The sequence below is a fragment of the Streptomyces sp. NPDC050528 genome (assembly GCF_044457795.1).
Classification (GTDB): Bacteria; Actinomycetota; Actinomycetes; order Streptomycetales; family Streptomycetaceae; genus Streptomyces.
Map to the genome: position 1 here is coordinate 405303 of NZ_JBITHH010000009.1, position 20238 is coordinate 425540.

Annotated in this window: 18 protein-coding genes; 16 read left to right on the forward strand and 2 right to left on the reverse strand. The window is 71.3% G+C overall.

Annotated features, from left to right (window positions below):
- The first annotated feature begins 111 nt into the window (after positions 1–111).
- Entirely contained in the window at positions 112–861 is a 750-nt protein-coding gene (locus ACIBK4_RS30975) for an IclR family transcriptional regulator (protein ID WP_398999894.1), read from the forward strand.
- A 355-nt stretch (positions 862–1216) separates the two neighbouring features.
- Positions 1217–3652, forward strand: coding sequence for an aminopeptidase N (gene pepN, locus ACIBK4_RS30980; RefSeq protein ID WP_398999896.1), 2436 nt, complete (start codon positions 1217–1219; stop codon positions 3650–3652).
- A 3-nt stretch (positions 3653–3655) separates the two neighbouring features.
- On the opposite strand, the gene ACIBK4_RS30985 is transcribed toward pepN, so the two are convergent.
- The gene (locus tag ACIBK4_RS30985) at positions 3656–4846 is read right to left on the reverse strand and encodes a CdaR family transcriptional regulator (protein ID WP_398999898.1); all 1191 of its coding nucleotides are present in this window, start codon (positions 4844–4846) and stop codon (positions 3656–3658) included.
- Positions 4847–5059: 213 nt separating this feature from the next.
- Between ACIBK4_RS30985 and ACIBK4_RS30990 the strand changes: the two genes are divergently transcribed.
- From ACIBK4_RS30990 to ACIBK4_RS31005, 4 genes are read left to right on the forward strand one after another with little or no spacing between them, the layout of a single operon-like run.
- On the forward strand, positions 5060–5992 hold the full coding sequence (locus ACIBK4_RS30990; RefSeq protein WP_399000089.1) for a substrate-binding periplasmic protein: 933 nt from the start codon (positions 5060–5062) through the stop codon (positions 5990–5992).
- 9 nt (positions 5993–6001) lie between these two features.
- Positions 6002–6757 carry an amino acid ABC transporter permease gene (locus ACIBK4_RS30995; protein ID WP_398999900.1) on the forward strand — a complete coding sequence of 252 codons (756 nt, stop codon included), beginning with the start codon at positions 6002–6004 and terminating at the stop codon, positions 6755–6757.
- The gene (locus tag ACIBK4_RS31000) at positions 6754–7548 is read left to right on the forward strand and encodes an amino acid ABC transporter ATP-binding protein (protein WP_398999902.1); all 795 of its coding nucleotides are present in this window, start codon (positions 6754–6756) and stop codon (positions 7546–7548) included. The genes ACIBK4_RS30995 and ACIBK4_RS31000 overlap by 4 nt, the downstream gene beginning before the upstream one ends.
- Positions 7545–8828, forward strand: a complete 1284-nt coding sequence (locus ACIBK4_RS31005) for an NAD(P)/FAD-dependent oxidoreductase (RefSeq protein ID WP_398999904.1) — start codon at positions 7545–7547, stop codon at positions 8826–8828. Before ACIBK4_RS31000 ends, ACIBK4_RS31005 begins: the two co-directional genes overlap by 4 nt.
- Here ACIBK4_RS31005 and ACIBK4_RS31010 read toward each other — a convergent pair.
- Positions 8825–10957: an MMPL family transporter gene (locus ACIBK4_RS31010; protein ID WP_398999906.1), complete on the reverse strand. Its 2133-nt coding sequence runs from the start codon at positions 10955–10957 to the stop codon at positions 8825–8827. The genes ACIBK4_RS31005 and ACIBK4_RS31010 overlap by 4 nt on opposite strands.
- 195 nt (positions 10958–11152) lie before the next feature.
- Here ACIBK4_RS31010 and ACIBK4_RS31015 point away from each other — a divergent pair, with 195 nt between their 5' ends.
- The 10 genes from ACIBK4_RS31015 (at position 11153) to ACIBK4_RS31060 (ending at position 20161) form a co-directional block, all read left to right on the forward strand.
- The gene (locus tag ACIBK4_RS31015; RefSeq protein ID WP_398999908.1) at positions 11153–11644 is read left to right on the forward strand and encodes a hypothetical protein; all 492 of its coding nucleotides are present in this window, start codon (positions 11153–11155) and stop codon (positions 11642–11644) included.
- A 144-nt stretch (positions 11645–11788) separates the two neighbouring features.
- The gene (locus tag ACIBK4_RS31020; RefSeq protein ID WP_398999910.1) at positions 11789–12094 is read left to right on the forward strand and encodes an MSMEG_0570 family nitrogen starvation response protein; all 306 of its coding nucleotides are present in this window, start codon (positions 11789–11791) and stop codon (positions 12092–12094) included.
- On the forward strand, positions 12091–13407 hold the full coding sequence (locus ACIBK4_RS31025) for an MSMEG_0569 family flavin-dependent oxidoreductase (RefSeq protein WP_398999912.1): 1317 nt from the start codon (positions 12091–12093) through the stop codon (positions 13405–13407). The genes ACIBK4_RS31020 and ACIBK4_RS31025 overlap by 4 nt, the downstream gene beginning before the upstream one ends.
- A 56-nt stretch (positions 13408–13463) precedes the next feature.
- A complete protein-coding gene (locus ACIBK4_RS31030; protein WP_398999914.1) occupies positions 13464–14279 on the forward strand; it encodes an amidohydrolase family protein in 816 nt (271 codons plus the stop codon).
- 41 nt (positions 14280–14320) lie between these two features.
- The gene (locus ACIBK4_RS31035) at positions 14321–14842 is read left to right on the forward strand and encodes an MSMEG_0572/Sll0783 family nitrogen starvation response protein (RefSeq protein ID WP_033279770.1); all 522 of its coding nucleotides are present in this window, start codon (positions 14321–14323) and stop codon (positions 14840–14842) included.
- Between the two features lie 10 nt (positions 14843–14852).
- A complete protein-coding gene (locus ACIBK4_RS31040; protein WP_398999917.1) occupies positions 14853–15959 on the forward strand; it encodes an MSMEG_0568 family radical SAM protein in 1107 nt (368 codons plus the stop codon).
- On the forward strand, positions 15929–17395 hold the full coding sequence (locus tag ACIBK4_RS31045; protein WP_398999919.1) for an MSMEG_0567/sll0787 family protein: 1467 nt from the start codon (positions 15929–15931) through the stop codon (positions 17393–17395). The genes ACIBK4_RS31040 and ACIBK4_RS31045 overlap by 31 nt, the downstream gene beginning before the upstream one ends.
- The gene (locus ACIBK4_RS31050) at positions 17392–18246 is read left to right on the forward strand and encodes a carbon-nitrogen hydrolase family protein (protein ID WP_398999921.1); all 855 of its coding nucleotides are present in this window, start codon (positions 17392–17394) and stop codon (positions 18244–18246) included. Before ACIBK4_RS31045 ends, ACIBK4_RS31050 begins: the two co-directional genes overlap by 4 nt.
- Positions 18243–19079: a carbon-nitrogen hydrolase family protein gene (locus ACIBK4_RS31055; RefSeq protein ID WP_398999923.1), complete on the forward strand. Its 837-nt coding sequence runs from the start codon at positions 18243–18245 to the stop codon at positions 19077–19079. Before ACIBK4_RS31050 ends, ACIBK4_RS31055 begins: the two co-directional genes overlap by 4 nt.
- Positions 19076–20161 (forward strand): MSMEG_0565 family glycosyltransferase, encoded by a 1086-nt coding sequence (locus ACIBK4_RS31060; protein WP_398999925.1) that lies wholly within the window; start codon positions 19076–19078, stop codon positions 20159–20161. The genes ACIBK4_RS31055 and ACIBK4_RS31060 overlap by 4 nt, the downstream gene beginning before the upstream one ends.
- Positions 20162–20238 lie beyond the last annotated feature (77 nt).

Below are 20238 nucleotides of genomic sequence, written 5' to 3' on the forward strand. Positions count from 1 at the left end.
GGGAACGGACGGGCCGCCGACCGCGTCCCGTCCCGGCACGACGGCAGGGCCGTCGCCTGGCGGCTGCGCAACAGGCAAACGGGGGCGAGACGTGTGATCACACAAGGAGTGATGGCACCGGAGACACGGGTGCCGGTACGGCGGCCGGAGACCTTACCGGCCACCAGGGAAAGCGCCGGCGGAAGGAGTGTGCTGGAGGGCGCCTTCGCGCTGCTGGAGGCGGTGGAGCGGGCCGTACAGGCGGGGCCGACCAGGCTGGCGTCCGAGTGCGGGCTGCCCAAGACGACCGCGTACCGCCTGCTGGAACAACTGGCGGACCTGGGCGCGGTCGAACGGTGCGGGGGAAGTTACCGGGTGGGCCCGCGGATGTTCCGCCTGGGGCGCGCGTGGCAGCCGCATCCCCGGTTGCGCTCCGCCGCGCGGGAACCGATGCGCCGGCTGGCGAAGCTCACCGGCACGACGGTGGGGATCGCCGTGCTGTGGAAGGGCGAGACGCTGATGGTCGAGTGGTGTCCCGACGACACCCAACGGCCCGAGCCGCTGGGCACCCGGATGACCTGGCCGTGGTTCACCGCGGCGGGCAAGGTCCTGGTCGCCACGACCGCGCCGGCCTCCCTGCTGGGGCCGCTCCCCGCGTCCTGGGCGGCGGACGCCGACGCGATACGGGAGCGCGGCGCCGCGTTCGACCGGGAGGAAGTGGTGACCGGGGTGTGCTGCGCGGCGGTGCCGCTGCTGGGATTGCGCGGAACTCCCGTGGCGGCCCTGTGCGTCCTCACCGACCCGGCGCACCACTTGGAACGGCTCGCGGAGACCGCGCGACAGACCGGCAGGGTCATCAGCGCGGGGCTCCGGGGGCGGTGATACGGCGGGGTCGGCGACGCGCGGTCCGGCGCTCGGACGGGGACGAGCACCCACCGCGCCACCGGCCCCGCCCACACCCACGCCGGGCGCTCGGACGGGGACGAGCGCCCGGCGTGGCATTCCCGGCCGTCCGCCGGCCACGGCCCGGTCGCCGCGGCCCGTCAACCACCCACACGGAGCTGAGACTTGAGGGTCGAGACCCCGGACCGTGCTCACCGGACCGCACACGGACCGCGCCCCGCGTCCCGACGCGGCCCCGATCGACCGCGGCCGACGCCGACACCCCCGAAAACCCCTGCGCTCCGCAGCGATCCCCGTCGTACGCTGACGGCCGCTGTCTGCCGAGGGAGGACGCATGGGGATCCGAAGCCTGACCCGCACCGAAGCCGAGCGCCGGGCCGGACTGATCGCGGTCGAGCGGTACGACGTGGACGTCGATCTGACCGCACTGCCCGACGGGCCGGAGGTCCGCTCCGTCTCCACCGTGGCGTTCACCTGTCGTGAGCCGGGCGCGGAGACCTTCGTGGACTGCGCGGCACGGGTGCTGAGCGCGACGCTCAACGGGGTCGAACTCGCCCCCGCCGAGGACGGGCGGATCCCACTCCCGTCCCTCGCGGAGCACAACGTGCTGCGGGTGGAGAGCGTCCAGTCCGACACCACGGCGGGCGAGGGCGTCCACAAGGCGACGGACCCCGCCGACGGCGAGGTGTACGTGTGGATGAGCTTCGAACCGGACGAGGCCCGCTTCGTCTGGGCCTGCTTCGACCAGCCCGACCTCAAGGCCCCGCACGCCTTCACCGTCACGGCACCCTCCGCATGGACGGTCACGAGCAACTCCGGTGACGCGCGGGTCGAGGAGCTGGACGCGGCCCGCCGCTGGACCTTCCCGGACACCCCGCCCCTGTCCGCGTACAACACGGTGATCAACGCAGGCCCCTTCCACGAGGTCCGCCGCGAGATCGACGGCTACAACTTGGGCCTGTACTCCCGCAGTTCACTCGCCGAGGTACTGGACCGCGACGCCGACGAGATCCTCACCCTCACCCGCCAGGGCCTCGCCTTCTACGCCGAGGCCTTCGCGATGCCGTTCCCGCAGCGCCGCTACGACCAGGTGTTCATGCCCGAGTTCGGCGGGGCGATGGAGAACTACGGCTGTGTGACCTGGTCGGACGCGTTCCTGCGCCGCGCCGCGCCGACGCCGGCCGAACACGGGCTGCTGGCACGGGTGTTGCTGCACGAGATGGCGCACATGTGGTTCGGCAACATCGTCACCATGCGCTGGTGGGACGACCTGTGGCTGAACGAGGCGTTCGCGGAGTTCGCCTGCCACTGGGCGGCCGAGCGTGCCACCCGGCACACGGACGCGTGGGCGAGCCATCTGATGATCGGCAAGATCAGCGCGTACCTGTCCGACCAGGGCCCCGCCTCGCACCCCATCCACCAGCCCATCCACGACGTCGCCGAGGCCGCGTCGATCTTCGACAACATCACGTACCCCAAGGGCGCGTCCGTCCTCCAGCAGCTCAAGACGTACGTCGGCGAGGACGACTTCAGGACCGGCATGGCCGCCTACTTCGCCCGCCACGCGTGGGGCAACACCACGCTCCAGGACCTGATCGACTCCCTGTCCGAGGCCAGTGGCCGCGACCTGGACGCGTGGCGCACGGCCTGGCTGGCGACGGCGGGCACCGACCGCTTCACGCTGGAGCGCGACGGCGACACGGTCACACTGGTGGCCGCCGGCAGCCCGCGTCCGCAGGTACTGGCGGTGGGCGCGTACACCAGGAACGGCGACGCGCTGGTACGCGAGGCGCTGGTGCGGGTCGAGGTGTCGGAGCCGCGTACCGCGATCACCGGCCTGCCGCCCGCCGCCGACGTCCTGTTGATCAACGACGACGACCTGACCTTCGCGACGACCCGCCCGGATCCCACGACCCGGGACGCCCTCTTCCGGACGGCGGCGCAGTTGCCGACGGCCATCTCCCGGGGCGTGGCCGCGGCCACCGTATGGGACATGCTGACGACCGGTGAGGCCACGGCGGCGGAGGCCGGGCGGTGCCTCACCTCGGTGCTGGCGGCCGAGACGTCCGACGCCGTGATCGAGCCGTATCTGACCCTCGCCGCGAACGCGGCGGAACTGTGGGCGCCGCCCGCCGAGCGCGCCGCGTTGTCGGCGGAGGTGGCGGCCGCCTGCCGGAGTCTCGCCGGGGACCCCGGCCGCCGTCGGGTCGCGCTGCGCGGGCTGGCCCGTACCGCGACGACGGCGGACGATCTCGCCTGGCTCCGTCAACAGGCCGGTGACGACGTGGACTTGCTCTGGCGTGCGCTGGTCCGCGAGGCGGAGCTGGGCGGTGACATCGCCGCGGAGTCCGACCTGCTGCTCGCGCGTGACCCGGACCCCGACGCGTGGCTCCGCGCCCTCACCGTGCGGGCCGCGCTGCCCGACGCGGGCACGAAGGCGGAGGTCTGGCAGCAGCTGGCCGTGGACCGCACGGTCCCCGTCAACTCGGTCGGCCTGGTGGCGGCGGCCTTCTGGCGCCCCGGCCAGGACACGCTGCTGGCCCCTTATGCCGAGCGCTACTTGGAGGCGGTCCCGAAGCTGCACCAGGGCGGAATGCTCCTGGCGATGAGCTATACGCGCCATCTCTTCCCCCTGCACGCCATCGACGCCCCGTACGTCGAGCAGGCCAGGCAGGTGTCCCAGGAGGCGGTCCCGGTGGTCCGCACGACCCTTCTGGAACGCTCCGACGAGGTGAGCCGGATGCTCCGTGCCCGGGGCACCTCGGCCTGACGCTCAGCGGACCGTTCCACCGCCCAACCGGTCGGCCAGGCACGCGAGATAGAGGGCCATGGCCGTCCGGTACTCCCGCAGGGAGCGGCCGGTGATCTGCTCGATCTTGTTCATCCGGTAGACGACGGTGTTCCGGTGGATGTGCAGGGCCTCGGCACTGCGGACGAGGTTGAACCCGCTCTCGCACCAGGCGGTCACCGTGTCACGGAGGGCGGGCCAGTCGGGCTGGGCGCGCAGTTCGGTGGCGGTGAGCTCCAGCAGGCGGTTGCGGGCCGCCTGGCTCACCGCCGTCACCACCTGGTGGACCCGCAGGTCGGTGATCAGGCTGACGGGGGTGGTGTCGGCGAACCGGACACCGAGCCGCAGCGCGTCGCACGCGTCCTGGTAGGAGTCGTGCAACCCGCCGACGGAGGTGGCCGGTTCACCGATCCCGGCGCGGGCGACGAGCCCGTCCTGGGCCGCGATGAGATCGGTGACCCGTCGGCAGTCGGCGACGAGGGAGGGCGTGGAGCATCCGGCGGGGAGCCGGTGCAGGACGCCGATCCAGCCGGGTGCGGTGGAGGCGACGATGTCCTGGGGGTCGGCGAAGATCTCGCCCACGGTGCGCAGCAGTTCGGAGCGGATCAGGGCCATGTCCCGGGTCTGGGTGCCGCCCTGGCGGCGGGGCGCAGGGTGGGGCACGCTCACCTCGAAGGCGACGGCGACCCGCCGTAGCCGCAGGTCGAAGCCGAGTTCGGCGGCGCGGAACACGAGGAAGTCGCCCTCGACGACCTGGGGGTCGTAGGACGCGATGTCGGTGAGGAGTTTCTCGGCGGCCCGTTCGGCGAGCAGCCGGGAGCGGAGCATCACGGACTCCCGGAGCAGGATCTCCGTCTGGCGTTTGACGAGGAGTCCGAAGCGGCGGACCTGGGCGGGGGTGCCGGTGATGCCGACCGTGCCCACCGCCTGTCCGTTGGTGATCAGCGGGAGGGTCATCCCGGGGCGTACACCGCGCAGTTGCTGTGCCTGGGAGGCGCTGTGCGTGGCTGGTTCCTTCGTACGGACGACATCGACGGACGCCTCGTGGAAGCTGCCGACGCGGCTGCTGTCGCCGCTGCCGATGACGATGCCCTCCGCGTCGGTGATCAGCACGTTGAAGCCGATGACGGCGGAGGTGTCCCCGGCGATCTCCTGGGCGAGTGACGGGCTGAGCACGGGGTTTCCTCCCGTCGCGGGCGGGCCGGATTGGACGCACCGTACAGGGGAGCGGATGAATCCGGCCACAACTTCGTACGAAGTGGACGATGACGTACGCCGGGTTGATGCCTAGCGTTTGGGCCCAATCACTTCCCGCCGAGGGCACAGCGCGGTGAACGGCGGGTCCCTTCAGTGCCGATTCCTCAGTGCCGATACGGAAGGCCCGTGCCGATGATCCGTGTGCGCCCGCTTGTCGTCGCGTTGTCCGCGACGCTGATGCTGTCCACCGTCGCCGCCTGTGGTTCCGGGGGCGACGACGCCCCGAAGAACGTCTCCGCGAAAACCGCCGCCCTGGGCACGCTCACGCCCGGCGTCCTGAAAGTGGCCGTCCAGCCGTACGCGCCCTACACCACCGAGCGGGGCGGGAAGATCGTCGGCCTGGACGGCGACATCCTCACCTACGTGGCCAAGAAGCTGGGTCTCGAAATCAAGCCCCAGGTCACGGACTTCGCGGGCATGCTCGCCGGGGTCCAATCCCGCCGCGTCGACATCACCGTCGGCGGCGTCGCCTGGTCCGCCGACCGGCAGAAACAGGGGCTGTTCACCGACCCGCCGTACTACTCGCCCCCGGCGATGGCCGTCCGCAGCGGCAAGACGTACAAGACGGTCGCCGACCTCAAGGGCCTGAACCTCGGCACGGTCGACGGCTATGTCTGGGTCAAGTCGATCCAGGCCGTGCCCGGCGCCAAGCTGCACGCCTACCCGGACGCCAACGGCGTCTTCGACGACCTCGGCGCCGGCCGGATCGACGTCGGCTTCCTGGACCCCCTGATCATCATCGCGGCGCAGAAGCAGCGCCCGGACCTGAAGATCGCCACCGAGTACCTGACCCCGCCGACCGCCGCCGAGGTGAAGGCGAAGCCGGCCCTCCAGTACTTCGAGCCGTACCAGACGGGCTTCTACCTCCCCAAGAAGGCCACCAAGCTGGAGCGGGCGATCTCCGCGCAGATCGACGCCATGTACAAGAACGGCGAGTTGGCGAAGCTCGTCAAGAAGTACGGCGGCGATCCCGAGCAGTTCCTGAAGCCCGCCGCCGATGTCGCCACCGCCCGACGCGGTGTGGACCGGCCGAACGACTGGACGCCGCCGTCCATCGGGAAGTGAGGAGCTGACATGTCGGATCTTTTCCAAGTCCCCTGGTCCGACTACCGGTCCGACCTGATCGACGCGCTCTGGCGCACGGTCTCGTACACGGTGGTCAGCTTCACCGGCGCGGTCGTGCTGGGTCTGGTCGTGGCGCTGCTCCGGCTCAGCAAGGCGTGGCCCGCGCGTGCCGTCGCAGCCGTCTACACGGAGATCTTCAAGAACGTCCCGCTGCTGGCCATCATCTTCCTGACCTACTTCGGTCTGGCCTCGGCGGGCATCCGGCTGGACGTGTTCTCCGCCGGGTGCCTCAGTCTCGTCGTCTTCTACGCCGCCTATCTGTCCGAGATCTTCCGGTCCGCGATCAGCGGGGTGCACGACGGGCAGACCGAGGCCGGTGAGGCGCTGGGGCTGGGCCGGGTGGGCATCTTCGTCCACATCGTGCTGCCGCAGGCGGTCCGGCAGGCGCTGGCCGGTACCAACACCATGCTGGTCGACCTGCTGAAGTCCACCTCGCTCCTGGTCACCGTGTCCGCCGCCGAGTTGATGTCGGAGGGACGGCTCATCACGTCCGCCACCTTCCGGGCGCTGGAGGTGTACCTGGTCATCTCGGCCATCTACTTCGCCCTGTGCTATCCGCTCTCCCAACTCCTCCTGCTGCTGGAGCGCAAGGTGCGCGCGGGCGTCCCGCTGTCCCCCTGGCGACGGCGCCGGGTGCGTACGGCGCGGGCGCTGCTCGCCGCCGAGCTCGGCACGGGGGCCGACCTGAAGGAGGCGGCCGTATGACCGAGCCCGTCACCACGGCGAAGTCCGCCCCAACTGCCTCTACGGAAGCGATCGTTCGGATCGAGGGGCTGAGCAAGTCCTTCGACGGCCGGCTCGTGCTCGACGACGTGAGTCTTGAGGTCGACCGCGGCCGGATCGTCAGCGTCATCGGGCAGAGCGGGGGCGGCAAGACGACCCTGATGCGCTGCGTCAACCTGCTGGAGCGGCCCGACCGGGGCACGGTGGAGGTCGCCGGGGAGGTGGTGCACCGCGACGGCCGCATCGTCTGCCGCGACCTGCCCGGACTGCGCCGCACGGTCGGCATGGTCTTCCAGCGCTTCAACCTCTTCCCCCACCTCACGGCCGTGGAGAACATCGTGGTCGCCCAACGCAAGGCCGGCGTACCGGAGTCGGAGGCCCTGGAACGGGCCGTCACTCTGCTGCGCCGGGTCGGGGTGGCCCACCGCGGCCTCGCCCTGCCCGACCGGCTCTCCGGCGGCGAGCAGCAACGGGTCGCCATCGCCCGGGCGTTGGCGCTCCGGCCCGAGGTACTGCTCTTCGACGAACCCACCTCCTCCCTCGACCCGGAGGCCACCCGCGAGGTGCTCAGCGTGATGCGCGAACTGGCCGCCGACGGCATGACGATGCTGCTGGTCACCCACGAACTCCCCTTCGCCCGCGAGGTGTCCGACCACGTGGTCTTCGTCGACGGCGGCCGGATCGTGGAGGAAGGCCGACCGCAACAGGTCATCGACCGTCCCGAACAGGCCCGCACCCGGGAGTTCCTCGCCGCCTACGGATCCACGTCATGACCGGGCACGGCGGTCCCGTGGTCGTGGTCGGCGGCGGTGTCGTGGGCCTGTGCACGGCCTACTACCTGGCCGAGGCCGGCCTGGAGGTGGAGGTCGTCGAGCGGCGCGCGCTGGGGTCCGGGGCGTCCCGGGGCAACGCGGGCTGGGTCTGCCTCAGCCATTCGACGCCGGTCCCGGCCCCCGGCGTGGTGCGCTACGCGCTCCGCTCCCTGGGCCGCCCGGACTCGCCCCTGTATCTACGGCCGCTGCCCGACCCGGCGTTCGTCCGGTGGCTGTGGCGGTTCTGGCGCAGCAGCACACCGGCCGCGTTCCGGCGCGGCTACACGGCGATCGCAGAGCTGAATCGGACCACGTTCGACCTCTTCGACGGGTTGCGCGCGGCCGGCGTCGAGACCGGCCTCACACGGCCCGGCATGGTGCACGCGTTCCTCTCCCCCGCCGAGGCCCGCCATCACCTCGCCGTCCAGCGGCAGATGGCGCACGGCCGCTACCCGTTGCCCGACGACGTCGTCACGGGCGACGAGGCCCGCCTCCTCGACCCGGCGCTGTCCGACCGGGTCCGCGCCGCCTATCTGGTCGAGGGCGAGGGCGTGGTCGATCCGGAGGCGTTCGCCCGTGCGCTGGGCGAGGCGCTCACCGCGTCCGGCGTGAAGATCCACGAGGACACGGACGCCACCGGGTTCCGCACCGAGGGCAACCGCGTCACCGCGCTGCGCACCGCGACCGGCGAGATCCCCTGCTCGGCCGCCGTCATCGCGGCCGGCACGCGTTCCTCGGAGCTGCTCGGCGCGCTCGGCCATCCCCTGCCGCTCCAGGCGGGGAAGGGCTACAGCTTCTCCGTCGACCTGGACCCGGCGCCCCGGCACACGCTGTACTTCGGCGAGCGCCGGGCCGTCGCCTCGCCGATCGGCCCCACCACCCGCATCGGCGGCACGATGGAGCTGAGCGGCAACAACAACCGCCTCGACTGGCGCCGCGTCGTCGCCGTCGCGCTCGCGAGCCGGCAGTACCTGGGCCGCTGGTTCGACGACCCCGACGACCTGGTGAGCCTCATCCGGGACCCGTGGGTGGGCGGTCGGCCCTTCCTCCCCGACGGGCTTCCGGTCATCGACCGCGTCCCCGGGCACGACAACGCGTTCGCGGCGACGGGGCACGGCATGCTCGGCGTCACCCTGGGGCCCGTCACCGGACACCATCTCGCCGACTACGTACGCACCGGTCGTCGCCCGGACGCGCTCACGCCGTTCCGCTTCGGCCGGGGGGCTTGGGCCAGGCCCTAGTCCGCGGGCGCGGAAGGCTCCGGGTGCGGAGAGGACGGCTGTACCCGCAGCGGGCGGGCCGCCCAGGCGGGCAGGTGCCAGTTCCAGCCGCCGAAGAGGGAGACGAGGGAGGGAACGAGCAGCATCCGCACGATGGTCGCGTCGAGCAGGATGCCGATACCCAGGCCGGTTGCCAGCGTCTTCAGGTCGGTACCCGGTCCCGAGGCCAGCGCGGCGAAGGCGAGGAAGAGGATGAGTGCGGCGCTGGTGACGAGCCGTCCGGTGCGGCCGATGCCCTCGACGACCGCGTCGTCGGTGGAGAGCCCGGCGTCGTACTCCTCCCTGATGCGGGAGAGGATGAACACCTCGTAGTCCATGGACAGTCCGAACAGGAACGCGAAGATCATGATCGGGATCCAGAACGTGACGGCCCCGGTCGCGGCGATCCCGAAGAGCGTGTTCGAGCCGTGGCCGTCCTGCCAGAACAGCACCATCAGGCCCAGGGTCGCCGCCAGAGAGATCAGGTTGAGCAGCACGGCCTTCAACGGCAGCAGCAGCGAGCGGAAGGCGCGCACGAGCAGGACGTACGTCAGCAGCGCGATGATCGTGAGCATCAGCGGGAAGTTGCCGTAGACGGCGTGCAGGAAGTCGATCTGCGCCGCGCCGACGCCGGCGACACCCACGACTCCCGGCAGGTGCTCGGTGGCGGTCTTGACGCGTCGGACCACGTCGACGCTCTTCGAGTTCACCGTCTCGGTGTCCGGGATGACGACGACGATGCTCTGTCCGCCCCGGTTGCCCGCGGGCCCGGTCGGCACCAGCACGCTGGTCACGCCGTCGACCTTGGCCAGCTCGGCGGCGACGGGTTTCGCCCGGTCGGTGCTGACCAGGACCTCCATCGGGGTCAGCGCGCCGGTCGGGACGCCGCCCCGCTCCAGGGTCTGCAGCGTCTCGTACGCGGGGCCGCTCTTGGCCAGCGACTCCGAGGAGGCGAGGCCGATCTTGATGCCGAGGAAGACACCGACCAGGGCGGCGAGCGCGGCCAGCGCGGCGGCGGCCGCGATCCAGCGGCGCCGTACGACGGCTGCGGTCCAGCGGCTCCAGAAGCGGCTGGCCCGGTTCTCGTGCCGGATCTTGGGCCAGTCGACCTTCGGTCCGATGCCGCCGAGGATCGCGGGGGTCAGGGTGAGCGTCGTCAGCACGCTCGCGAGCGGGATGAGCGCACCGCCGTAGCCCATGCTGCGCAGGAACGGGACCGGTAGGACGACCAGGGAGAGCAGGCCGATGGCGACCGTGACGCCGCTGAACACGATCGCGTGCCCGGCGTGCTCCATCGCGACCACGACCGCCTCGTGGTTCTCCCGGCCGCGGTCGCGCTCCTCGCGCCAGCGGGTGACGAACAGCAGCGAGTAGTCGATCGCCACGCCCAGGCCGATCAGCGCGACCAGGAACTGCACGATGAACGACACGTCGGTGGCGTAGGTGAGCGGCAGCAGCATCACGAAGGTCGCGAGGATCGACACCGCGGCCACCAGCAGCGGCAGCAGGGCCAGGAAGGAGGCGAACACGAAGGCGAGGACGGCGAGTGCGCCGACCGCGCCGAGGAGCGTCTCGCCGAGCACCCCGGGTCCGCCCCCGTCGTCGCCGCCGGAGGCCAGCGGGTCCTCACCGGTCACTCCGACCACCGCGCCGGCGGGCATGGCCTTCTCGGCCGCCGCGTGGATCGGATCGGTGAGCGGTTTCTGGCTGGGTGACGGGTTGAACCGGTAGAAGACCAGCGCGTACGCGGTGCGGTCGTCCTTCGTCCGGAAGGCCTTGTCACCGGTGTTCGCCTCGTCGATCACCCGCACGCCCGGTACCGCCGTGCCGACGGCCGTGAAGACCTTCCCGACGTCCGTCTCGTGACCGGTGATCGTCTGCCCTGCCGGGAGGGTGACCGCGACCAGATAGGGGTTGGTGTCGCCGCCGCTGCCGAAGGCGCCCTCGATCTTGTGCGCGGTCACGGTGCCGGGCTGGCCGGGCAGGGAGAAGTCGATCGTCAGCCGGTCCGTGGTGCGACCGGCCAGCAGGATGCCGGCGACCAGCACCAGACCCCAGAACGCCACTACCGCCTTGCGATGCCGAAGAACGAATTCCGCCCACCGTCGCATGCCGGACCTTCCCCGGATCGTTGGTTGCGCGAGTCTAGTCCGCCGCTCCCTTCCTCCGCTATTGGGGAGATCCATACGATTTGAGGGGATCCGGAGGCACGGAATCCGCACCCGCCGCCCTCGGGAAGAAATGACGCCGAAGGAGGCGTTGCCCTACTGGATCACCATCGGACGTTTGAGAACGGAGCAGTCGAGGTGAGCGACGCGATAAACGCCGACACCCGCAACCGGGTCGAGGCCCCCACTCCGGCGCCCGACGTGCTGGAGCGGGTACGCCGGCACCGGCGCCACACCCTGGAACTGCTCACCGTCTGCGCCGTGGGACTGATCCCGTGGACGGTCCTGCTGGCGGTGACGCTGCCCTCCGGGTACGAGGTGCACCAGTGGCGCCTGACCTGGGTCGGCTTCGACGTCCTGCTCGTGGTCGCGATGGCGTCCACCGCGCTGCTCGGCTGGCGCCGGAACCGCGCCGTCATCCTGGCGGCGCTCACCACGTCGGTCCTGCTGATCTGCGACGCGTGGTTCGACGTGTCCCTCGCCTTCGGCACGTCGGAGGTCTGGTGGTCGGCGGCGTTGGCACTGTTCGTCGAACTGCCGCTGGCCTTCTACCTGATACGCCGGGTGATGGGGATGATCTCGCTCGCGCATTGGCCGTCCGCCGAAACCTCAACAGGCGGTAACGAATAGCTGACATCACCCCCGGGTCGCGGTGAGGTTTTCGCAACTCCCCTTTGTTCCCGATGACTTCGTTCGGAAATCCCCAGGGCTGAAGTTGGTCGCCATGGAGAGCGGCGAGGTGGCAAGACCTCGGCGCGCGGCATGGAGGATGTCATGCCCGAGATGTATTTCGATGTGCGCTGGCCCGACGGACTGACCCAGCGCTGCTATTCCCCCTCCACGATAGTCGAGGACTACTTCACCCCGGGCTCCGCATACGAGCTCACCGAATTCGTCGAGCGCAGCCGTACCGCGCTCGGTATTGCCGGGGAACGCGTACGGGAGAAGTTCGGCTTCTACTGCACCGGCGCCTCCGATCAACTCGCCCGCATAGAGCGGCAAGCCGCCGCGTACGGCGATGTCAGCGGCGCCAAGGTCACGGTCGAGTCCCTGACCGGTGCCGACGGGAGCCCCCGATGAGCCCGGCGACACGGCTGGCCGGCGCGCACCACTCGGTGGCCGTGGTGGGCGGTGGTCAGGCGGGCCTCTCGGTCAGCCACGAGCTCCGCGAACGCGGCATCGACCACGTCGTCGTCGAGGCCCACCGGGTCGGCCACGAGTGGCGCGAGCGCCGCTGGGACTCCTTCTGTCTGGTGACCCCCAACTGGCAGTGCAGGCTGCCCGGTTACCCCTACCAGGGCGACGACCCCCACGGCTTCATGGTCCGCGACGACATCGTGCGGTACCTGGAGGGCTACGTCGCCCACTTCCGCCCGCCGCTGGTGGAGGGCGTGACGGTCACCAGGTTGCGCCGCTCCCCGAGCGGAGTCTTCGAACTCACCACGACGGAAGGGGACTTCACCGCCGACCAAGTCGTCATAGCGACCGGCCCCTACCACACCCCCTCGCTCCCCCCGATGGCCCAGCGACTGCCCGACTCCATCACCCAGGTCCACTCCTCCCGCTACCGCAACCCCGCCCAACTCCCCCCGGGCGCCGTCCTGGTGGTCGGCACCGGCCAGTCCGGCTGCCAGATAGCCGAGGACCTGCACCTCGCCGGCCGCCAGGTCCACCTGGCCGTCGGCAGCGCGCCACGCGTGGCCCGCTTCTACCGCGGCCGGGACTGTGTGGCCTGGCTCGACGAGATGGGCCACTACGCGAAGAGCATCGACGACTTCGACGACGCCGGCGCGGTCCGGATGCGCGTCAACCACTACGTCACCGGCCGCGACGGAGGCCGCGACATCGACCTGCGCGCCTTCGCCCGCGACGGCATGCGGCTCTACGGCCGACTCACCGAAGTCAGCGCTACGGCAGTGGAGTTCGCCGACGACCTCAAGGTGAACCTCGACCACGCGGACGCCGTTGCCGAGGGCATCAAGGACGCCATCGACGCCCACATCACCGCCCACGACATCGCGGCACCGGACGAACCCCGCTACATCCCCGTGTGGGAACCGGACGACCAACCCCGCGAACTCGACCTGAACCAGGCCGACATCACGTCCGTCGTCTGGTCGACCGGGTTCCGCCGCGACCACCGCTGGATAGAGGCCCCGGTCTTCGACGGCCGCGGCTACCCGATGCACTGGCGCGGCGCCACCAGCGTCCCCGGCCTGTACTTCCTCGGCCTGCCCTGGCAGCACTCGTGGGGTTCGGGACGCTTCGAAGCGGTGGGCAGGGACGCGGAGTTCCTCGCGAACCACATCGAGGCCTCCCGCCGCCTGGCCGACGTCTGCGGCACCCTCACCGGCGCCCCCACGGACCTCGCCTCCGCCCTCCCGATCGGCTGAGGCAAGAGAAGGACGAGGAGAAGAACAGGACGAGGACGAGGAACGGGACGACACACATGGTCTACGACGCACACCGCCACATCGGCGTCCTCCCCGCCTACCCCTTCTACGGCGGCCCGCCGGTCAACCCCGACACCACCGCCCGCGCCACCGTCAAGCAGCTCATCGCCGACCTGGACGCGGAGGGCACCGAACGCGCCCTGGTCATCCCGAACTACGGCGTCCCGGACCCCGCGATCGCCTTCTCCTTCAACGAGTTGGCGATCGAGGCCGCCCAGACCGACGACCGTATACGCGCCGGGCTCTGGGTCTCCCCTCGCCCCGAGGACGAGCAACGCACCTCCCAGGCACTGGAGTTGGCGGGCGAGCGGGGCGTGAAGGCGCTCAAGCTGAGCTTCCTGCTCGGCGGCCGCCCCACCGACCCGGCCTGCCGCCCCCACCTGGACCGCATCTTCGCCGAGGCGGCCCGCCACAACCTGGTCGTCCACGTCCACACCTCCCCCGGCGCCGCCTCCGACATCGACGAGGTCGGCCACCTGGTCGACTGGTACGCCGATCAAGTCCCCGTCCATCTCGTGCACTTCGGCGGCGGGATGAGCGGCCACATCAAGCTCGCCGGTTCCCGGTTCTTCGACTGGATCACCGCCGGCAAGCACGTCTACACCGACCTCTCCTGGGCCATCGGTTTCACTCCCCGCTGGCTGGCCCGGGAGATCGAGCGCCGCGGTATCGGCCATGACCGGGTGCTCTTCGCCAGCGACCAGCCGTGGGGCGACTTCACGGGCGAGTACGCCCGCCTCGCCGAAGCGACCGGCGGCGGCGAACTCGGCGACCTGGTCTTCCGGGACACGTTCGCCGCGCTCTACGACTGACCGACTCCCCTCTCAAGTCCGGTACGCACAAGGAGACAGCCATGTCCGAAACCGTCGAACTCAGCGAGATCGAGCAGCAGTCCCTCAACGAGATCCCCCACCCGTCCCTCCCCGACGGCACCAGCATCTACGGCGCCACAAAGGTGTTCCCCGACTACAAGGCCGAGGACGGCGAGACGTACTTCACGCTCGTCCACGGCATCGCCCACGAGTCGTCGGTCTCCTTCGTCGCCGTCCTCCAGGCGACCCGCGCCCTGCGCAAGGGCTTCGAGACGGCCATCTACTTCTACGGCCCCGGCTCCCTCAACTGCCTTGCCACACGCGGCTTCCCGACCACCGGGAACTCGGCCTTCCCCGGCGAGCACAACATCAACAACCAGCTCAAGACGTTCATCGCCGAGGGCGGCAAGGTCTTCTGCTGCCGCTTCGGCCTGTCCCTGCACGGCGCCCGCGAGGAGGACCTCATCGAGGGCGTCATCCCGACCCACCCGCTGGACGTCCAGGACGCGCTGATCCACTACGCGCGCAAGGGCGCCATCATCAACTCCACCTACCAGCTGTAAGGGGGCCGCTGTGAGCGTTGGCACCGAATCGACGAGTACGGCGGTGGATGTACGCATCCTGACCCGCGCCGAACTCGCCCTGCACGGCGTCGCGTTGGACGCCCCCGTACGGCGACCCGACGGCGCCGGTCCGAGCGGCGACGGCCACGTCCTCGTCGACGGTGCCAACGCCGCACTGCCCACCAACCCCGCCAGCCCCTACCGCGTACGCGACGGCAAGGTCTGGCTCGGCGACGAGGACGGACAACTCACCGACACCGGGCTCGCGTTGACCCCCGTGAACCGCCCGAAGTTCTACGACCTCACCACCACCGACGGCACCCCCTACGAACACATCGCCCGCCTCCACGGCGCCGACGTCCTCGCCACCACCGTCGTCCAGACCTGCATCCGCTACGCCGAGTCCGACCGCTGCCGCTTCTGCACCATCGAGGAGTCCCTGCGCTCGGGCGCCACGGTCGCCGCCAAGGCACCGGCGCAGCTCGCCGAAGTCGCCGAAGCGGCAGTCCGGTTGGACGGCATCAAGCAGATGGTCATGACCACGGGCACGACCACCGGCCCCGACCGGGGCGCGCGCAACCTCGTCCGCTCCGTGCGCGCCGTCCTCGAAGCGGTGCCCGGCCTCCCCATCCAGGTGCAGTGCGAACCACCCGGCGACCTCGCCTGGATCCGCGCGCTGCACGACGCCGGGGCCACCACGATCGGCATCCATGTGGAGTCCCTCGACGAGGAGGTGCGGCGGCGCTGGATGCCGGGCAAGTCGACGGTCCCGATGACCGAGTACGCGGCCGCGTGGGACGAGGCGGTGCGGGTCTTCGGACGGAACCGCGTCTCCACCTATCTGCTCGTCGGACTCGGCGAGGACCCGGACGAACTCATCGCGGGAGCGGGCGAGTTGATCGACCGGGGCGTGTACCCGTTCGTCGTCCCGTTCCGCCCGATGGCCGGCACCCTCGCCGCCCGCGACGGCATCCCGGCACCGAGCGCCGAACTCCTGACGTACGTCACGGAGGGCGTCGCGGCCAAGCTGCGCGCCGCCGGGATGAACGGCGCCGCCCAGAAGGCGGGCTGCGCGGCCTGCGGCGCGTGCAGTGTCCTGCAGTCGGCGGGCGGGTGATGACCGTGTACCTCGACGGCTCCACGGCACCCCTCGTGACGGACGGGCCGGTCGACATCCTGGCCCTGCTCGGCGACCGGAGCACCCTCGCCCGCCGCCCCGCGTTCCACATCGAACAGGCCGCCGACAAAGCCGAGTTGGCTGCCTACCGACGGCTGCGCACCGAGAGCTTCGTCCACGAACAGGGGCTCTTCACCGGCGACGACCTCGACGACCGTGACGCCGACACCCGTACCGTCGTCCTGGTCGCCCGCGCCCCGGACGGCACGGTCATCGGCGGGGTGCGGCTGGGCCCGGTCGACAGCGGCCCGGACCTCGGCTGGTGGCAGGGCGGTCGACTCGTCGTCGCCCCACAGGCACGCGGCCCGCACGGAATCGGCGCGGCACTGGTCCGGGCGGCCTGCGCACGCGCCGAGGCGGAGGGCGCCCTGCGGTTCGACGCGACCGTACAGGCCCGCAACGAGGTGCTCTTCCGCCGGCTCGGCTGGCAGTCGATACGGGCCACGGAAGTCGCCGGTACGCCCCACGTCCTGATGCGCTGGCCCATCACACGAATCGCGGCCCAAGTCGCGGCCACGAAAGCCGCGTTGGGCCCACTGCTCGCCGAACTACCCGCACCGCCCGGCTTCGTCGGTGACGACGGCGCGCCCGTCCCCGGTACCGATGTGATCGCCGCGTGCGACGCGATCGTGCCGTCGATGGTCGAGCGGGACCCGGAGTGGGCGGGCTGGTGCGCGGTCCTCGTGAACGTCAACGACCTTGCGGCGATGGGCGCTTCACCGGTCGGCCTGCTGGACGCGGTGGGCGCACGCGATGCCGCGCACGCCGCGCTGATCCTCGCCGGACTGACCCGGGCGGCGCAGGCCTACGGCGTCCCGGTGGTCGGCGGCCACACCCAACTCGGTGTCCCCGCCGCCCTGTCGGTAACCGCGCTCGGCCGCACCGACCGGCCCGTACCCGGCGGCGGAGGTCGCCCTGGACACGCCGTACGGCTCACGGCCGACCTCGGCGGCGGCTGGCGCGCGGGCTACCGGGGCCGCCAGTGGGACTCGACGACCCATCGCCGTACGGACGAACTCCGCACGATGACAAGGTCGGTGGCCGCCGCACGACCGGCCGCAGCTAAGGACGTGTCGATGGCCGGGATCGCCGGCACGCTGGGGATGCTCGCCGAGGCGAGCGGCTGCGGAGCGGTGCTCGACATGGCCGAAGTGCCACGCCCGACCGGCGCCTCGATGGGCGACTGGTTGACCTGTTTCCCGGGCTTCGCGATGCTCACCGCCGACGAGCCGCACGCGCCCGCGCTGCCCGCCGGGCCCGCAATCGGCGCCGTATGCGGGGAGTTGACAGCTGGCCAAGGGGTCGGGCTGCGCTGGCCCGACGGAGAGATCACCGAGGCGGTCGCCTCCGCGGTGACCGGAATGGGGACGGCATGAGCACGCTGCGGATGGCGGCCGTGGCCGCCGAGTTCGGCCGCGACCTGGAGGAGGACTTCGCGATCGCCGAACGGCTGATCAAGGAGGCCGGTGAGCAGGGCGTACGGCTTCTCGCGCTGCCGGAGGCGTGCCTGGGCGGCTATCTGCTCAGCCTGGACGACGACAGCGAACTCGACGAGGGCCCGCCCGCGCTCGCCCTCGACGGCCCGGAGATCCGCCGACTGGCCGCCCTGGCCGGGGAGTTGACGGTCGTGGCGGGATACTGCGAGGCCGCCGGGGACGGACGGCAGTACAACAGCGTCGTCTGCGTCACCGGTGACGGCGTCCTCGGCAACCACCGCAAGGTCCACCAGCCGCTCAGCGAGGACGCGAGCTACGCCTCCGGGGACCGTTTCCACGCCTTCGACACACCGGTCGGTCGGCTCGGGATGATGATCTGCTACGACAAGGCGTTCCCGGAGTCGGCGCGAGCTTTGGCGCTGGACGGCGCCGAGATCGGGGTGTGCGTGTCGGCCTGGCCGGGTGCGCGCACGAAGGCGAGCGCCGATCTCGAACAGGACCGCTGGAAGCGGCGTTTCGACCTGTTCGACCGGGCCCGCGCGCTGGAGAACCAGATCGTGTGGCTGTCCGCGAACCAGTCGGGCACGTTCGGGTCGCTACGCTTCGTCGGCAGTGCCAAGGTCGTCGACCCGGGCGGTGAGATCCTCGCCGACACGGGCGTGACCTCCGGCATCGCCGTCGCCGAACTCGACGTCGCACAGGCCCTGGAGACCGCCCGCCGGTCGATGGGGCACCTGCGCGACCGGCGGCCCGAGACCTACGGACCAGCCCCGGGAGCAGTCACCGCATGAGCACCATCCGGATCGCGGCCGCGGCCGCCCACTTCGGCCGCGACCTGGAGTTCGACCTGGCCCGCGTCGCCAAACTCATCGACGACGCCCGCGGCAACGGCGCCGGCCTGCTGGTCCTGCCGGACGCCACCCTCGGCGGCTACCTCGCCGACCTGCGCCATCCCGACCCCCAGACGCTCCCCCCGGCCCTCAAGCCGGACGACCCGCTGATCCTCCAAGTCGCCCGGCTGGCCGCCGAGATGGTGGTCTGTGTCGGCTACTGCGAGGACGGCGGAACCGAGCGCTACAACGCCGCCGTGTGCGTCAGCGGCGACGGCATCCTCGGCCGGCACCGCAAGGTCCACCTCCCGGCGGGCGAGGTCACCGCGTACACCGCAGGGGACCGCTTCGACGCCTTCGACACCCCGGTCGGCCGCCTCGGCATGCTCATCGACTACGACAAGACCTTCCCCGAGTCGGCCCGCTCGCTGGCCCTGGACGGCGCCGAGATCCTCGCCTGCCTCTCCGCCTGGCCCACCAGCATCACCAACCGCGCCCCGCGTATGGCCCAGGACCGCCAGGCCCGCCTCTTCGACCTGTACGACCAGTCGCGCGCCGCCGAGAACCAGGTCGTCCTGGCCTCCTCCAACCAGACCGGCGCGATGGGCGGCATGCGCTTCCTCGGCCAGGCCAAGGTGGTCGGCCCGGGCGGCGACATCCTCGCCCGCACCTGGTCCAAGGCCGGGCTCGCCGTCGCCGAGATCGACGTCGCCGCCGAGACCGACCGCGCCCGCCGTGTCCTGCGCCACCTCGACGAGCGCCGCCCCGACGCCTACCGGGAGTCCCGTACGTGAAGATCGCCCTGCTCAGCTACTCCACCAAGCCGCGGGGCGGGGTCGTCCACACCCTCGCCCTCGCGGAGGCCCTCGCGGCCCTGGGCGAGGACGTCACGGTGTGGACCCTGGGCCGGGGCGGCGACGCGGGCTTCTTCCGCCCGGTGCACCCGGCGGTCCGCGTCCGGATCGTCCCGTTCCCCGACGGCCCTCCGGGGGAAACCGTCGGCGAACGCATCCTCCGCTCCATCGCCACCCTCCACACCGCCTTCGACCCCACGCCCTACGACGTCGTCCACGCCCAGGACTGCATCAGCGCCAACGCGGCCGGCCGCTGCGTCCGCACGGTCCACCACGTCGACCACTTCACCACTCCCGAACTGGCCGCCTGCCACGAGCGCGCGATCGTCGAGCCGTACGCACACATCTGCGTGTCGGAGGCGGTCGCCGCGGAGTTGGCGGTCGGCTGGGGCATCGAGGCCCAGGTCATTCCCAACGGCGTGGCCTACGACCGTTTCGCCACCGCCGACCCGGCCGCACAGGCGAGTTGGCGCTCCCGCCTCGGCCCGTACATCCTCACCGTCGGCGGCATCGAACCCCGCAAGGGCTCACTGGACCTCCTGGAGGCCTACGCCCTGCTGCGCACCGCCCGTCCCGACGTGCGGCTGGTGATCGCGGGCGGGGAGACGCTCTTCGACTACCGGGACTACCGAGCGGGGTGGGAGTCACGGGCCGCCGATCTCGCCGTAGAACCGGTGGTGTTGGGGCAGGTGGCAGAGGACGAGTTGCCGTCGCTGGTCGCCGGGGCGGGCGCGTTCGCGTTCCCGTCTCTCAAGGAGGGTTTCGGTCTTGCCGCCATGGAGGCGTTGGCGGCGGGCGTCCCGTTGGTGGTGCGGGATCTGCCCGTGCTGCGTGAGGTGTTCGGTGGGGCCGCTCAATTCGCCACCACGCCACAGGACTTGGCCACCGAGCTCGGTCATGCCCTAGCGGTCGAGGACCCAGACCGCGTCGCCGCCGGGCGTGCCCTCGCCGCCCGCCACACCTGGGACGCGGCGGCGCGCAGTCATCTCGACTTCTATCGCTCCCTGAGCCCTCCCGAGTGAACAACCCCCGACAACACGGGCGTTGACACCTCACCCGATCCGCGTCACGGTGAGGGCCCGTCGTGACCGGAGGTCGT

Coding starts and splice junctions, on each gene's coding strand:
- ACIBK4_RS31025 (WP_398999912.1), top strand. CDS start 12,091: ATGAGCCCGGCGACACGGCTGGCCGGCGCGCACCACTCGGTGGCCGTG.
- ACIBK4_RS31030 (WP_398999914.1), top strand. CDS start 13,464: ATGGTCTACGACGCACACCGCCACATCGGCGTCCTCCCCGCCTACCCC.
- ACIBK4_RS31010 (WP_398999906.1), bottom strand. CDS start 10,957: ATGCGACGGTGGGCGGAATTCGTTCTTCGGCATCGCAAGGCGGTAGTG.
- ACIBK4_RS30995 (WP_398999900.1), top strand. CDS start 6,002: ATGTCGGATCTTTTCCAAGTCCCCTGGTCCGACTACCGGTCCGACCTG.
- ACIBK4_RS31020 (WP_398999910.1), top strand. CDS start 11,789: ATGCCCGAGATGTATTTCGATGTGCGCTGGCCCGACGGACTGACCCAG.
- ACIBK4_RS31055 (WP_398999923.1), top strand. CDS start 18,243: ATGAGCACCATCCGGATCGCGGCCGCGGCCGCCCACTTCGGCCGCGAC.
- ACIBK4_RS31005 (WP_398999904.1), top strand. CDS start 7,545: ATGACCGGGCACGGCGGTCCCGTGGTCGTGGTCGGCGGCGGTGTCGTG.
- ACIBK4_RS31035 (WP_033279770.1), top strand. CDS start 14,321: ATGTCCGAAACCGTCGAACTCAGCGAGATCGAGCAGCAGTCCCTCAAC.
- ACIBK4_RS31000 (WP_398999902.1), top strand. CDS start 6,754: ATGACCGAGCCCGTCACCACGGCGAAGTCCGCCCCAACTGCCTCTACG.
- ACIBK4_RS30975 (WP_398999894.1), top strand. CDS start 112: ATGGCACCGGAGACACGGGTGCCGGTACGGCGGCCGGAGACCTTACCG.
- ACIBK4_RS30990 (WP_399000089.1), top strand. CDS start 5,060: ATGATCCGTGTGCGCCCGCTTGTCGTCGCGTTGTCCGCGACGCTGATG.
- pepN (WP_398999896.1), top strand. CDS start 1,217: ATGGGGATCCGAAGCCTGACCCGCACCGAAGCCGAGCGCCGGGCCGGA.
- ACIBK4_RS31050 (WP_398999921.1), top strand. CDS start 17,392: ATGAGCACGCTGCGGATGGCGGCCGTGGCCGCCGAGTTCGGCCGCGAC.